Raw genomic sequence first — 15,347 nt, forward strand, 5'->3', positions numbered from 1 at the left:
TTCCAATGAAGAATATTTTATTAATTCACACTGGCGGCACAATCTCCATGAAAATGAATGAAACAGGAGCTGTACTTCCGAACGAAAAAAATCCACTTCTAGGTGTGAGTGAACAACTCGACAAATACGCTAGTATTGTTGAGTTGGAAGCATTTAATTACCCTTCTCCTCATATTACGCCCAAGGAGATGCTATACTTACGAAACGTTTTAGTTGAATATGTAAAGGATCACGCTGTTGATGGAGTAGTGATTACTCATGGAACAGATACATTAGAAGAAACAGCCTACTTCTTAGACTTAACAACGAAGTTTGATTTCCCTATCGTTTTGACAGGTGCGATGCGTTCATCCAATGAACTAGGAGCAGATGGTGTTTATAACTTAGTGGAAGCAGTTCGTGTAGCTTGTAGTGATGAGGCAAGAGACAAAGGTGTCCTTGTTGTCATGAATGATGAAATTCATCAGGCATTCAACATTACAAAAACGTCTACATCAAGTGTTAACACATTTCAAAGTCCCCAATATGGCCCAATCGGTTTAGTGACAAAGAAAATGGTCCATATTCACCAGGCACCCGTTAAAAGACGCTATGTTGAAGTCAATTCAATCGAAAAAAGAGTGGGACTATTAAAAGTATATGCTGGAATGGAAAGAGATTTGATTGAAGCGATTTTGACACTAGGCTATGATGGTGTCGTTTTGGAAGGCTTAGGTCAAGGGAATGTCCCTCCTGATGTAGCTGTGGGAATTCAAAAACTACTTGATGCAAATATCCCTGTCATCCTTGTATCCCGCTGCTTTAACGGTATTGCTGAAGGGGTGTATGGCTATGTGGGCGGCGGAAAAAGCCTGGAAAATTCAGGAGTAATTTTCGCGAATGGCATTAATGGTCAAAAAGCACGACTAAAGCTGTTGATTGGTTTAAATCAAGAAAATTCGCCAATTGATTTGAAAGAATATTTTAATTAAAACATTTGATTAGCGAATAAAATTTTGGATAGCAGACAAGGGGCTGGGACAGAAGTAGAAAGCATTTTTGTCCCAGCTTCTTTGAATTTTGAATTTGTATTTAAACAACCAATCTAAAGTGTTTCTACATGCTAAAAACTGATATCATGATACATCGATATCTCCTAAAACTTTTAGCGCATCTAACATGATCAATAACTCATATGCATTTTTGGGATTGCGCAATTCTTTATTTAATAGTTTTTCAATCTTTGAAATTCGATAAAGCAAACCACTCAACGATAAAGAAAGCTCGCTGATGGATTGTTGTAAATTCCCTCCGTTCATCAAAAAAATATACATTGTTTTTAATAGTTCGTTTCTCTTCACTTCTTTTAACTGTAAAATTGGCTGTAATTCTTTTTGAGCTTTCCGACGAATGATAGACATATTATTGGAATTGATTAATGAACCGATCATACCTGCATTTTCAAAGAACACAATTGGATCCTGGTTGTTAGTTCTTAATACAATTTGAGATTCTTCCAAACTCCCGGAATTGTTTTCAATCGAGTCACTTTCATTACTTAGGCCGATACGGAAAATTACTTCTTGGAACTGGTGATTTAAAAAGTCCAGAATATTTTCTAGCTTTAGTTTTAGTTCCTTTACTTTCGGTAACAGCATGACAATTTGGTTTTCAAATTGGGTAATTAAGATCTGATAATTTTGCAATATAAGGTACCTGGTGATTGACTGAATCACTCTAGCACGAAAATCGCTATTATTTGCATCTCGCTGGTCAGAAGAAAATTGTAAGGTCGCAATATAGAACGGTTCCTTTAAATCAAATCCCATAGAATGTCCCCGGTTTATAATGTGAGACACCGAAAAGTATTGCTTTAACAATAATTGTTCTAGAAAATACCCCCTTAAATTATCTACTTCCTTCATACTTGCCTTCTCAGTTAATAAATAATTGGCAACAGAAATAGCACCCTGCTGTACTAGCATTAGATCCTTTTGAAGGTCGATTGTTTGATCGGTATAAATAAAGGTCATATATCCAATTGATTGATTTTGTACAACAATCGGGGTAACTAGACGATTGTGTAATTCCCCCCGAATGATGAATGTGTTAGTGTAGGTAGATGATTGGAGCTTTTCATTTTTTATCCTTGAAATATAGTTTGAAAAATCTTCATTTAATATGTCGTAAGTATCTGGTTGAATCCCTGCAAAAAACCTTGTCTGAAAATTTAAATCCTCTATAGTAACCGGAATTTCAAGTGAATGAGATATCATTCGAATTAGTTCTTCAATGGAATCGCCTTCTGATAATTTTGACGCAGTCAATGTTTCATGAAAAGTAGACACTTTTTCAATATAATTTTTTTGATCCATTAATTTTGCATAGACAAGATTTAATTCATCTATGAAACTACTTTCTTTATACAAACTAATTTCCTCTAGCATCTCTGAATCGTCCTGCCACTCTTCTTCTAATCTCATATCATAGCAACACTCATCATGACCCATTGCACGGCATTTTATCTCCTTTAAAAAAACTTTCCTCTTCGTAATCATTGTAGTGAACCCGCTAGCTAGTCCTGCTAAAATATGGCAGACCGGGGAATTTGAAAGTCCATAATTTTTCAAATGCTCTTTTGCCTCAAATGAATCAATCCATTTCCCGGTTGCATGGATATAGACAACTTCTCCATCTGCATTTGTTTGCAAAGTTCTTTTAGAAACCATTTGCAATAGTTCTCCCGTTGGTAATCGCAAACTTTCTCCCTTACTGATCATTTCTTCTAAATTTACAGAGCTTTGTAATACCTCGTTTGCATTTTCGACACCTAAATTCCAGCCATATCTTAATAGAAACGCTTTCGCTCTCTTTATCCCTAAATGACTTATTAACCCTTTTCTCAATAATCCAAAGGTTGCGGAGGTAGTTGATATTTTTTTGTCTTTTAAGTGCTTCGTAGTCTCAGAATTTACCATAGAATCCCCCTATTCTATTACAAGCCCTATGAAATATATATTAACACTAACGACATGATATGATACTTAACGAGAAAAAACTATATATTTTCGAGAAAAAATGATAAAAACACGGAACTTAATGACTATGACGAGGCAACCTATCAAAAGGTTGCATTCCGAATTTAGCAGGATTTCTTAGTGTGAATATTGATAAAGTTGATGACATTCTGAGTATCAATATTTAATTAAGATTAAATAAAAAGAGTGTAGACAAAATCGAATTTCGACTTTGTCTACACTCTCAAAAGCAATTCCTGCTTCATTTCCATAGTTTAGATGAATTATTTAGTAGATAGAATATGATTGGCAATAAAGCCGCCATGAAACTTTCCGTTTTCTATAAAAATCTCGTTTGCATTATTCCCCGCTGATAAAACTCCCGCTATATAGAGATTTTTTATATTCGTTTCCATTGTTTCCGGGTTATAGTTCGGTCTACCTGATTCCTCATCAATGGTCACTCCCATGTCTCGAATAAACTGATGATCTGGATGGTATCCTGTCATTGCAAAAACAAAATCATTCGCAATGATTCTTTCTTTTCCATCTACCAATAAAACAACTTCATTTTCCCGTATCTCTTTTACTGTCGTATTAAAATGCATTGTTATTTCTTCATTTCTTACTAGAGCAGCAAATTCAGGCAAAATCCATGGTTTAACGGAAGGGGAATAGTCATTGCCACGATAAGCGACTGTAATTCTCGCTTTTGCTTTATGTAGTTCAAGAGCAGCATCAACTGCCGAGTTTTTTCCTCCGATCACTAAAACATCTGTATCAAAGTAGGGGTGTGCTTCTTTGAAATAGTGATGGACTTTTGGTAAATTCTCACCTGGAATATTCATATAATTGGGTTGGTCGTAATAGCCGGTTGCCAAAATCACATAAGGTGTTTCATAAACCTTTTTATCGGTCTTGACCGTAAAATGACCATTGGGCTCTTTTTCCACAGATTTTACTTTTTCAAAACGATTGACTTGAATATTCTTCATTTGCACAACTTCACGATAGTAAACAAGTGCCTGATTTCTACGCGGTTTACGTTCTTCTATTAAAAAAGGAACATCTCCAATGGCTAATTTCTCACTTGAACTAAAAAAAGTTTGATGTGTAGGGTAGTTATAAATGGCATTGACGATATTCCCCTTCTCAATAACAAGCGGCTTTAAACCTATATTCGTTAATTCAATCGCAGCAGATAATCCACAAGGACCTCCACCTACGATTATAGCATCAACATTTTGCATGATTAATTACATCTCCTTTAGAAAATCTCACTCCCCACAATCAGAAAAGTGATTCATTTTCTTATCGTTAGCAAATTTGGTTGCCAACAATATAAAAATCCTACTATTACTATACTGCTTTTTTTCTGCTCCAAACTAATTCCTATTTTGGAAGTGCAAGTCAATGACATGGCATTGCGGCTTTGCACCAAATCTTAATGGAATTGCGGTAGTACCATACCCATTACTAATCAGCGTCGCTACTCCTTCACGCATAGAAAAAGACCCATGAGGATGAATCCCGTAAGGTCCAAATCGAATTTGCCCGCCGTGTAAATGACCGCCCATCATAATGTTGGCATTATAATTTTGCCGTACAAATGAAAAAACTTCGGGATTATGGGAAATAAAAATAACAGGATCCCCTTCCCTGCATTTTTTAAAAGTTTGACTGTATCTTACATTTTTTGAGGATGGATCATCGATGGCACTTAACCAAAATCGGTTCCGTAGAGATTGGATCAATATAGCATTATTTTCAAGTATCGTTACGTTTTTTTCGTTGAAAATTTTCCGCAACGTTGTCTCTCCAACTTCTCTGTCATTATTACCCCAAACAAAATAGACTGGTCCTAATGTTTGCAACAACTCAATGTTGTCATAAATTCGATCAATCGGTGTACGTTTATCGGCAAAATCCCCACCGATAATGACTGCATCAATTTTTCTATCAATTTTACGGAGCATCTTTTCATTAATTTTTCTTAAATGTACATCAGAAATAAAAAACAGAGCTGCCCGCTCTTTTTGTCCATCTAAAACGACATCATGGTAAAGCAGATTGTTTTCCGAAGCTTGCTTGAGCATTAAAAGTAAAAATGCAAGTAAGATGACAACCACGATGATGAATAGCTCAAACACTCCCACTCCCCCTTTCTTCCTAAAAAAATACACAAACTAATTACACTCAATTTATATAATGAGTAATTTAAAAAAGCTACTGAAGTTACTTCACAACATTTTATCATATTCCATTAGTAAAATACTCAAAAAAGCCATAATCATTGCATGACTTTCAGCCAAAAAAAGACTAAAGGAATGGTTAACATTCTTTAGTCTACTCTAGAATTTTCTTTTGCTCGTTTATGGAATAATTAATGTTTGTCCAACAGAAATGCTGTTTGATGATAAATTATTTGCTTCCATAATTTTATCAACACCACTTGCATCATTGTAGTACTTTAATGCGATGCGGAATAAGTTTTCGTTCGGCTGTACAGTATGTGTACCAGCGTCAGCCTGCTCTTCTTTTTGTTCTTGCTGCTCTTGTTGTTCTTGTTGTTTTGCCAGCTTTTCTTGTTCTACCTTAGCTTGCTCTGCTTTTTCGGCTTCCACGTCAGCCTGCTCCACAACTATGGCCTCTTTATCATCGGCACTTTCATTCACTTTCGTTGTTGAGTCATCTTCAGTCTGTTCAATCTTTGGTTCATCCGTTTTATTGCCGCTAGCAGAGACTGTATTATTTTTTTGGACCTCTACTACTGAACCGTTTTCTTCCACTTCTGCTACATCAGTATCTGCTGGAGTATAAAAGAATGATACGTAAATTAATAACGCAAAAGGAATACCCAGTAGTACAAATAGAAGAATATTCAATAGTGGATTTTTTCTATTTTTCTTTTTCTTTTTACCTTTTTGACGTGAGCGTGACATTCTAGAGCTTTGTTGGTCTTCTAATTCAATGGATTGACGATGCTCTTCAATTTTCTCTCTGTAATCTCCATTACTCATGAGTACCACCTCCAACACTATCTTTCCCTAATTATGACGAAATTTCTCTAAAAAGTAAATGATAGGATTGGAAAATTTAAGAGATTTATGTCGATAAATTAATAAAGTTGGTAGAATGCGGAAAATAGTTTTTCTACTTAAAACTTTCCGCAAACGCACAGTTTAAGAATTACCGAGTAATAGTTTTTCAATTCTATTTTTCCAGTTCAATACGATAGAAGTAGACTCGTTCATTTTGCGTGATTGAATAATATTTTCATAATCAATTCCACAGCACTGACAGCAATCGCTTGGTCTGTTTTCTAAAGTTTGGCCAAAATAATGGACAAGCTTTTCCCTCATGCAAGTATCTGTATTGATCAATTTCATTACTTCTTCGACAGATCTAATTTTTTCATATTTCATCGAAGTTAAACGCTGTTTTACTTGGGCTGGCTGAAGCTGATGCATCCAATAATCCAACACACGAAATGCTGTTTCGGAAATTTCGCCATTATGAATCATTGAAGTCGGGAGTTCATTTCTTATTCGATAATTAATATAACTATCAACATGGGCATCTACCGGGTAATCATCGATTCCTACAAACTTCGCAAGCTCTTCGTCACCCTCTGCATATAGCAAGATGGCGAGCGAATCTTTGCCATCTCTTCCTGCCCTCCCAATTTCCTGCATGTAATTGGCCATATTAGAAGGAAGGGATTCATGGATGACTTGACGAACATCCTGCTTATGAACCCCCATACCAAAGGCATTTGTTGCTACAATCCATTCAATAGAGCCATCTATGAACTGTTGTTGGATAAATTGCCTATCCAACGGCTCCATTCCACCATGATAAGCAGCACAAGCTATTCCTGCTTGAAGCAATCTCCTGCCAAGGCTTTCTGTTTTTGACCTGGACTGTGTATATATGATGCCTGGAGCAGCTGTTTTCGTAACATGATCAAGTAGCCACTCAATTTTATCTTCTCTACTTTGAAACTGTATTTTACCTAAGTGAATATTAGGTCGATCTACAGAATGGATAAACTTATAAGGATTTTCCATACTCAAATAACTTTCAATATCACCAAGCACCTTATCTGTAGCTGTTGCTGACAATGCCAAGATGGGAGGGCGATTTTCTTTTGCGATCACTTGTCCAATACGTAAATAATCGGGTCTAAAATCAAATCCCCACTGAGAGATGCAATGGGCTTCATCTACTACAATTAAAGAGAGCTCCATGGAATTCAATTTATGTTGAACCTGCTCTTGAAGCATCATCTCGGGAGAAATAAATATAAAACGATAATCATGTAAATGTTGGATCGTTGCTCTTTTTTGTGCAGGGTTTAAAAACGAATTCAATGCGATGACTCGCTTTTCCTTAAATTGCTTCATTTGATCCACCTGGTCCTGCATCAGGGAAAGAAGCGGCGAGATGATTAATACCGGCTTATTAAAAATATAGCCTGGTAGTTGGTAACAAAGAGATTTTCCCATTCCAGTCGGCAATAATGCCACTACGTCTTGTCCATCTAGTACCTTTTCGATCACTTCTTTTTGGCCTGGGCGGAAATTTGTATAGCCGAAAAATTTATTTAAGATTGTCTCAAGCTTCAACACGTTCACCTCTTGCTAGTACAAGTCTTAATTGAAAATAGGAAAGATGAGGGACAACCTCATGCAAGACTTTTAACTTCCTCGTATTATAATCATCCACTGCTGTTAAAACCTTTTTAATATCCTCACCAGATACGAACTGCTCAACATTAAATTGTGGTTCGTTCATAGCGAGTTCCACAATATGGTCTTCTATCGTACTCATCTTTAACCTTCGAATCCTGCTAATTTGTTCGATGGAATGGCCATTATTAAAAAGCTCAGCCGATTGAAATGCAGATCCTGTCAGAGGATTTTTGATGCGGATATCCTCCACCATTTGGAATAACAGTGGAAATTGCCCACTATAAACTAAAATTTCATTAATCCAATTATGTAAGGATGCAATATAAGTTAATTGTAAATCCATCTCGTTTAGATTTACTTGGAAACTAATTTGTTGCCAAGTTAGACCTGCTGATTCAAAACCTGATAATCGAAGCATGAGTATATTTTTTCCCAATTCTTCAATAGCGGTTTGTTCTAGACTGTTATTGATTTCAATTAATAAACTTTGTTGTAATTGACCATCCTGATAATGATTTGCTTTTAGAAAATTTCTTGTCCATTGTTGAACCTGTTCTTCCTTCTGAATAGGGATAAAGGTCATCTGATTGGCCTTCTGATGAGATAATGTTTGGACTATCAACGATAATCTAGAAAAGAATTCATGCTCATTCCCTCGGTAATGCCAACCATCAAATGAGAGACTCTGCATGTCTATAATACGTTCCGTTGCTTTTTTTGTTAATTCATAAAATCCATCATCTTTAACGACGAGATATTGGTCTTCTATTAATACAGACAATTCCTTATCATACATATTTCTCGATAACTTTGGTAAAATCCCGAAATAATTATGTAAATGATAAATCCCAACATCCTGCACGGTTTGACCAGAGCGTTTTCCTCTAAGTAAATGGAATGGTGCAGAGATGGACCGTTCCTGGTTAAAATTGTAGAAAATTTGTAAAAGAATTTGATGGAAAATCAAAATCAACCCCCCATTTCAAACTATTAGGTTGAAAAGTAAATTAAACAGATTTAGAATAGATGAGAAGCTTTAATTGGAAGCGCACGTGAAAAAGGAGAGAAAAACATGCCAAAATTTACAATCGTAGATAAAGATACATGTATTGCTTGTGGCGCTTGTGGTGCTGCAGCCCCAGATATTTATGATTATGATGATGAAGGAATCGCCTTCGTTATTATTGATGATAACATGGGTACAACCGAAGTACCAGAAGATTTACTAGAAGACATGCAGGATGCATTTGAAGGCTGCCCTACTGATTCAATCAAAGTTGCTGAAGAATCATTCGAAGGCGACCCATTAAAATATGAATAATGAAAAGAGGTTGGCAAGCTGAGTCCAACCTCTTTTTTTTACTTCGATTCTCGTGATTTTTTATACAAAAATGCAGCTAATAAAAAGAAACAGCCTAGACCAAATTGAACTAAGTAAGATATTGTAATGGTTGGTCCAAATGGTTCTACAATGAAATTCACACTAACTCCACTTACGAACAATAGAGCAAAAAGCAACCCAAGCAACCAATTAACTTTATTTTTCTTCCTTTTCTCTTCAAACGCATTTCTTTTAATAATGCCAAATAGAAAGTAAAGCAATACGACCACACTAGAAATTAAGAGCACTCCCGCAAGCAGTAGAGATCCTGAATGAATCGTTTGATTCTGCTTTGTGATTAATGGGAATAGACCTCCAATTGCCAAGTACCAGCCAAATAATGTAAATACCATTTCAAGTATAAAATCGAGCATATCCTTAAAAGATTCTTTTGGCAGAGTTTTAATAATTTCTTCTGCCAGCTCCTTTGGTGATTTACCAAAGACATCCTCTGCCTTCTTTCCTTCCCTTTGTGCCTCTAATAAATGATCCAACATTTCAAGCAGTACTTCTTCTGTCGCTCGTTCACCTTTCAATGCATTTGTTCGAATATAGACAAGCATATTTTCGTAATACTCTTGATTTTCGGGCGTTAAGATTTTACGTTTCTCATTATTTTGCTGAACGAGTTCTTTAACGGTTACTTGCATCCTCATCACCTCTTAATATTTTTGTAATCGGGGCGTTTAATAGAAACCATTCATTTCGAATTAAATCCAGGTTTTCCTTCCCTTCTTTTGTTAAGGAATAATATTTTCTATTTGGTCCACTATCTGATGGACGCATCGTACCTATAATCCACTTACTCTTTTGCAACCTTAATAATACGGGATATATCGTTCCTTCACTGATATCTTTTAAACCGTAAGCCTGCAATTTCTGGGATAATTCGTACCCATATATCTCTTCTTTTTCGATGATGGCTAATACGCAACCATCCAAGATTCCCTTTAATAGCTGGCTTCGAATGGACAAATCATTCACCTCACTGTCCCACTTTTTCAAATAACTAGTTTAGCGCCAAGCCCTTTATCGTTTCCCTAGATCAATTTAGAAAGCTTTACGTTATTTTATCTGACACAAGCTATCTTGCTATATAAAGTAGTTAAGTACAGTATATTGCAATGCAACATAGCGATCAACTACTTTGTATTACAAGTTACTACTCTCTTCTTGATTTTTGTCTATTGAACTGTTAAACTCAACATTAGTAGTTGGTACTAATAACTGATGTAAAATTTATTTAGCAAAGGGGATCCTCGGATGGATTTATTACAATTGAAAGACAAGAATATTGTTGTAATGGGCGTTGCCAATGAACGAAGCATTGCATGGGGAATTGCAAAAAAACTTCTTGAAGTTGGAGCAAACGTTATTTTCACTTACCGTAAAGAGCGTTCAAAAGGGAAAATTGAAAAGGTATTAGAAAATTATACAGACTATAACACAGCAGTAATTGAATGTGATGTTAATAGCGATGAAAGCATTGAAAAAGCATTTTCGCAAATCGGAGAACAGTTTGGTACAATACACGGGATTGTACATTCAGTTGCTTTTGCCCATGCAGAGGACCTGAAAAATCGCTTTGTAGAAACAACTCGTGAGGGCTATGCATTCGCACAGGATACAAGTGCCTACTCATTAGTGGCAGTAGCCAATGCCGCACGTCCATTTATGACTGAAGGTGGCTCGATTGTAACAATGAGTTACTTAGGAGGTCAACGCGTTCTTGATGGATATAATGTAATGGGGGTTGCGAAGGCAGCACTTGAAGCAGCTATGCGTTACCTTGCAGCGGATCTTGGAGCAGAAGGAATTCGTGTAAATGCCATTTCAGCAGGGGCAATTCGTACTTTAGCTGCAAAAGGTGTACCAAGCTTCAACACGATTCTTCATAAAATCGAAGAGACATCACCACTAAAACGCAATACCAACCAGGAAGAAGTAGCAGATATGACTCTTGTAATGCTGAGTGCCCTATCACGTGGGGTTACAGGCGAAACAATATTCGTGGATTCTGGTTACAATATTTTAGGTTAATTTTTAGGACTAGCGATTGCAGTACGCAAAAGCTAGTCCTATTTTTTGGCAACTAATAATGATTAGTATTGCTAAAGCAGTTTCTCAACTAATAATTCCTCCGTGACCGGTCCTAAAATTTGCTCAACGACCATTCCCTGTTCATCAATGATCAGACTTGTTGGAAGAGTAAGGACCTCGTAGTTAAATAAAACATCCCCTTTTTCATCTAATAAAATAGGGAAACTGATACCGAATTCCTGGACAAACTGCTTGACTATATCCGTATTCGACTCTTTATCAGTAGCATTAACAGCAAGAATCTCTACATTCCCCATAGCTGCATGTTCGTCATAGAAATTTTGCATAGCAGGCATTTCCTCTACACACGGTATACACCACGTAGCCCAAAAGTTGATCACAACCTTTTTCCCTTTAAAGTCCGACAATCTCACTTTATCTTCAGCTAAACTTCTCAGTTCGAAATTAGGTGCTGCAACACTTATAGTACGGGTTCCTGTGTCTTGTTCAAATTGTTGGTTATGTTCTTCATCTGTAGCAGAATCAGAAACTTCTGGTTCTTCAACTGATTGGTACTCATCCGTCCCCTTTTCGGTATTGACGGATACACTTTGGTCAAGGGGCTGTCCTTGTTCAACAAGTGAAGAAGTTTCCAATTCTTCACCTACCATTTGTCTCTCTTTTACAATATATATATTTGTTGCAATTGTATAAATCACCCCTGCCAAAATGAGTAATGAGATGCATATCGTTACGATTTTCTTTGAGGGCAAACTATTCACCTACTTTCAAACTTATACTTCTACAAGTATATGAGTGAAGTCTTGTAAAATGAGAGAAGTTTAAGTGACGTTTCCCTTAATTGTATTGGAGATGCAAAAAAACCGCCTCAGAGAAAGAGACGGTTTCCATGCATGATCATATTAATACATTTTTAAATATTGATCGCGTTCCCAAGGATGAACGGCAGTACGGAACATATCGAATTCAATTTCTTTTGCTTCTTTGAAGTTAGAATAGATGTGCTCTCCAAGTGCTGATTTGATTACTTCATCTTCTTCTAAGTAAGAAAGAGCTTCATGTAGAGAACCTGGCAAGCTCTCAATTCCGTTTTCTTTTAACTCGGCAGAATTCATCACATAGATATTGCGATCTACTGGTGCCGGTGGTGTTAAACCATTACGGATTCCATCTAAACCTGCTTCTAGAAGAACGGCTAAAGCCAAGTATGGGTTAGCTGCTGGGTCTACTGAACGCAATTCAACACGTGTAGATAGACCACGAGATGCCGGGATACGGATTAATGGTGAACGATTGCGGGCTGACCAAGCGATGTAACATGGCGCTTCGTATCCTGGTACCAAACGTTTATAAGAGTTTACTAATGGGTTGGTTACCGCTGTGAATGCTTTTGCGTGTTTCATGATTCCAGCCATGAACGAACGTGCAGTATCTGATAATTGCAACTCTGCATCTTCATCGAAGAACACGTTTTTGTCGCCACTAAATAATGAAAGATTCGCGTGCATTCCAGATCCGTTGACACCAAATAATGGTTTTGGCATGAATGTTGCATGTAAACCATGTTTACGGGCAATTGTTTTAACAACTAACTTGAATGTTTGAATGTTGTCGCAAGCTTCTACTGCGTTTGCATATTTGAAGTCAATTTCGTGTTGACCAGGAGCTACCTCATGATGAGATGCTTCGATTTCAAAGCCCATTTCCTCTAGTTCCAACACGATATCACGACGGCAGTTTTCGCCAAGGTCAGTTGGCGCTAAGTCGAAGTAACCACCATCATCATTCAATTCCAATGTTGGCTCGCCTTTTTCATCTAATTTAAATAAGAAGAATTCTGGCTCAGGTCCTAAGTTAAAGCTAGTGAAGCCTAACTCTTCCATGTTAGCTAATACGCGTTTTAAGTTTGCTCGTGGATCTCCTGCGAATGGTGTGCCATCTGGATTTGTAATGTCACAGATTAGTCGAGCTACTTTCCCTTTTTCAGCAGTCCATGGGAAGATTACAAATGTATCTAAGTCTGGCTTTAAGTACATATCAGATTCTTCAATACGTACGAAACCTTCAATTGATGAACCATCGAACATCATTTTGTCATCTAATGCTTTGTCTAATTGGCTTAATGGAATTTCTACGTTTTTAATAGTACCCAGGATGTCGGTAAATTGTAGACGAATGTATTTTACACCCTCATCTTTAACGATTTGTTTAATGTCTTCTTTTGTGTACTTAACCAATTAATCCACTCTCCTAATATTATAAATTATTAAAAAATTCAAAATATAATTTACTCACCCTTCGCTTGGAAAAAGCGAGATAAATCTCCTTGTCTTAATGAAGCCTTTTGCATAATTTGTGCTTGCTGCATCTCTTCACGCAATATCGCGCGAAGCTCTGAATCTGAAATTGCCATTTTATTGGAGGATTTAACATGGTTGTTATTGTTTTTTCTCATATCGAATACTTTTTTTATTCCTGCCATGTTAATTCCCTGGTCAAGAAGTTCTCGAATTTCTAATAATGCATCTACATCGTCAAGTGAGAACATTCTACGATTACCCTCGGATCTTGCAGGTTCAATTAGCTTATGTTCTTCGTAATACCGAATTTGCCTCGCAGTTAACTCCGTTAATTGCATAACCATGCTAATAGGGAGTAACGGCATTGCTCTTCGAAACTCTCGACTCATCCACATCGCCTCCCTTTCATACGTTTATTCTAATCTATGTTATTTATAATATCAATACTATGTTAGAAAAAATAACATACAAAAATTAGATTTTATTCATCTAATTTTTAGATGAAACAGAAAACCTACAGACTGTAAGGTTTACAAGGTCCGATCGATGAGTTTACTGATTTTTCTAAGTAGTTGTTTTGCCATATGTAAGTTTACAAGGAGCTTTCATTTGGTGTTAGAAATGTTTTTTCTCTTATTTTCAAGCTATCCGAAGCACCAAGACACACCTCGATACCTTTTTTTCTATATTCATCTCATAATTTGGTTCCAAAACTACTACAGACTGCTTTTCACAAACTCTATCCCTAATTTAACAACAAAAAAGCCGCTCATTAAGTCGTTTTAGTCGACTTAATGAACAGCTTCGAAATCTATTTATAATAAATATTGTGCTCTTTGATTTTCGATCCATACTTTCATGGTACGGAACAGCAAAATCACAATAACCATGAGCATAATACCTTTAATCATATTAAATGGCAGAATCCCTAATACAATCGTTTCTTTCATATCAAAACTACCCCATCCAAGGAAGTAAGTATACATAGGTAAAAACGCTACATAATTTAATAGACTCATACCTACTGACATGATTACTGTACCAGCCACTAGACCAAAGCTTAACCCTTTAATTGTAGGGAACTTTTTATAGATATAGTAGACAGGCAGAATGAATAAAAGACCTGTTGCAAAGTTTGCCATATGCCCTACCGGAACTCCTGTTGGTGTACCGGAAAAAATCCAGTCTAAAATGTTTTTGAATAATTCTACTAAAATACCAGCAACCGGTCCCATTGTAATTGTAGCAATTAATGCAGGAACATCACTGAAATCAATTTGTAAAAATACCGGAAACCACGGCAACGGAAAATTAAGTAGCATTAGTATGAATGAGATACTACTTAACATTGCGACTGTGACGAATGAACGCAACTTGAGCTTTTGATTTACCATCATAATCTCTCCTCTTTGCTGATTCAACTAAGCTAGAAGAAAGGACAGCCTTTCAATTATTCATTTTCAATGAACATAATAAAATCCCCTACGCAAATTAGCATAAGGGAGAGTTTAGGCACATTGAAAAAAAGAGAAATTGCACGTTAAATGAGCATCGCATTCTAAGCTAAAAAAAGATACTCAAAAAATAGTATAGTAAATACGTAATTATCGCATTTGCAATACTTTTTTTACGCACAGCTTCCTTTAAATAACGAAAAGAGACCGTACCTTCACCTTCTCCCATCCAGACTATACTGTCGGCTTTGGAATCGCACCAAATCCTGCTCATAATAAGCTCGCGGGCTGAAGAAACTTTATGCAAAATCCTCCAAGTTAATGGTCAGAAATTGCAGCTTCTATTACCGCCGATCGGGAATTTCACCCTGCCCCGAAGATGAATCAATATTAAATTTTATGTTACAGTCTCATTATATCTTGATTTTGAGATGATGTAAAGATGGAAAATAAGTTAATCC

The 15,347-nt window shown here is 36.5% G+C and carries 15 protein-coding genes and 1 riboswitch; of the genes, 3 read left to right on the plus strand and 12 right to left on the minus strand.

Going from position 1 to position 15,347, the window contains the following annotated elements:
• Positions 1–5 precede the first annotated feature (5 nt).
• Positions 6–971, plus strand: coding sequence for an asparaginase (locus ACFQU5_RS04120; protein WP_390285026.1), 966 nt, complete (start codon positions 6–8; stop codon positions 969–971).
• Between the two features lie 144 nt (positions 972–1,115).
• On the opposite strand, the gene ACFQU5_RS04125 is transcribed toward ACFQU5_RS04120, so the two are convergent.
• The 6 genes from ACFQU5_RS04125 to ACFQU5_RS04150 form a co-directional block, all read right to left on the minus strand.
• Positions 1,116–2,957 (minus strand): V4R domain-containing protein, encoded by a 1,842-nt coding sequence (locus tag ACFQU5_RS04125; RefSeq protein WP_390285028.1) that lies wholly within the window; start codon positions 2,955–2,957, stop codon positions 1,116–1,118.
• 323 nt (positions 2,958–3,280) lie between these two features.
• The gene (locus ACFQU5_RS04130) at positions 3,281–4,246 is read right to left on the minus strand and encodes a YpdA family putative bacillithiol disulfide reductase (RefSeq protein WP_390285030.1); all 966 of its coding nucleotides are present in this window, start codon (positions 4,244–4,246) and stop codon (positions 3,281–3,283) included.
• 135 nt (positions 4,247–4,381) lie between these two features.
• On the minus strand, positions 4,382–5,146 hold the full coding sequence (locus ACFQU5_RS04135; protein ID WP_390285032.1) for a metallophosphoesterase: 765 nt from the start codon (positions 5,144–5,146) through the stop codon (positions 4,382–4,384).
• A 222-nt stretch (positions 5,147–5,368) separates the two neighbouring features.
• Positions 5,369–6,016 carry a LysM peptidoglycan-binding domain-containing protein gene (locus ACFQU5_RS04140; protein WP_390285034.1) on the minus strand — a complete coding sequence of 216 codons (648 nt, stop codon included), beginning with the start codon at positions 6,014–6,016 and terminating at the stop codon, positions 5,369–5,371.
• A 162-nt stretch (positions 6,017–6,178) separates the two neighbouring features.
• Positions 6,179–7,624 carry a RecQ family ATP-dependent DNA helicase gene (locus tag ACFQU5_RS04145; protein ID WP_390285036.1) on the minus strand — a complete coding sequence of 482 codons (1,446 nt, stop codon included), beginning with the start codon at positions 7,622–7,624 and terminating at the stop codon, positions 6,179–6,181.
• Complete coding sequence (locus ACFQU5_RS04150) at positions 7,614–8,657, minus strand: YpbB family protein (RefSeq protein WP_390285038.1); 1,044 nt, start codon at positions 8,655–8,657, stop codon at positions 7,614–7,616. The genes ACFQU5_RS04145 and ACFQU5_RS04150 overlap by 11 nt, the downstream gene beginning before the upstream one ends.
• Positions 8,658–8,762: 105 nt before the next feature.
• On the opposite strand from ACFQU5_RS04150, the gene ACFQU5_RS04155 reads away from it, so the two are divergent.
• Positions 8,763–9,011: a ferredoxin gene (locus ACFQU5_RS04155; RefSeq protein ID WP_390285040.1), complete on the plus strand. Its 249-nt coding sequence runs from the start codon at positions 8,763–8,765 to the stop codon at positions 9,009–9,011.
• A gap of 38 nt (positions 9,012–9,049) precedes the next feature.
• Here ACFQU5_RS04155 and ACFQU5_RS04160 read toward each other — a convergent pair whose 3' ends face one another.
• On the minus strand, positions 9,050–9,721 hold the full coding sequence (locus ACFQU5_RS04160) for a DUF1129 family protein (RefSeq protein WP_390285042.1): 672 nt from the start codon (positions 9,719–9,721) through the stop codon (positions 9,050–9,052).
• Positions 9,705–10,046: a PadR family transcriptional regulator gene (locus ACFQU5_RS04165; RefSeq protein WP_390285044.1), complete on the minus strand. Its 342-nt coding sequence runs from the start codon at positions 10,044–10,046 to the stop codon at positions 9,705–9,707. The genes ACFQU5_RS04160 and ACFQU5_RS04165 overlap by 17 nt, the downstream gene beginning before the upstream one ends.
• A 288-nt stretch (positions 10,047–10,334) precedes the next feature.
• On the opposite strand from ACFQU5_RS04165, the gene ACFQU5_RS04170 reads away from it, so the two are divergent.
• Positions 10,335–11,111 (plus strand): enoyl-ACP reductase FabI, encoded by a 777-nt coding sequence (locus ACFQU5_RS04170; RefSeq protein ID WP_390285046.1) that lies wholly within the window; start codon positions 10,335–10,337, stop codon positions 11,109–11,111.
• 71 nt (positions 11,112–11,182) lie between these two features.
• Here the strand turns inward: ACFQU5_RS04170 and ACFQU5_RS04175 are convergent, their stop codons facing one another.
• The 4 genes from ACFQU5_RS04175 to ACFQU5_RS04190 form a co-directional block, all read right to left on the minus strand.
• The gene (locus tag ACFQU5_RS04175; protein ID WP_390285048.1) at positions 11,183–11,884 is read right to left on the minus strand and encodes a peroxiredoxin family protein; all 702 of its coding nucleotides are present in this window, start codon (positions 11,882–11,884) and stop codon (positions 11,183–11,185) included.
• Positions 11,885–12,034: 150 nt separating this feature from the next.
• Entirely contained in the window at positions 12,035–13,369 is a 1,335-nt protein-coding gene (gene glnA, locus ACFQU5_RS04180; protein ID WP_390285050.1) for a type I glutamate--ammonia ligase, read from the minus strand.
• 50 nt (positions 13,370–13,419) lie between these two features.
• Positions 13,420–13,821: a MerR family transcriptional regulator gene (locus ACFQU5_RS04185; protein ID WP_390285052.1), complete on the minus strand. Its 402-nt coding sequence runs from the start codon at positions 13,819–13,821 to the stop codon at positions 13,420–13,422.
• A gap of 426 nt (positions 13,822–14,247) precedes the next feature.
• Positions 14,248–14,826: an ECF transporter S component gene (locus ACFQU5_RS04190; protein ID WP_390285054.1), complete on the minus strand. Its 579-nt coding sequence runs from the start codon at positions 14,824–14,826 to the stop codon at positions 14,248–14,250.
• A 273-nt stretch (positions 14,827–15,099) separates the two neighbouring features.
• A riboswitch (FMN riboswitch) is annotated at positions 15,100–15,271 on the minus strand.
• Positions 15,272–15,347 lie beyond the last annotated feature (76 nt).

Origin of the sequence: Ureibacillus sp. GCM10028918, assembly GCF_042666115.1 — a bacterium.
In the GTDB taxonomy this organism is placed as follows: domain Bacteria; phylum Bacillota; class Bacilli; order Bacillales_A; family Planococcaceae; genus Ureibacillus.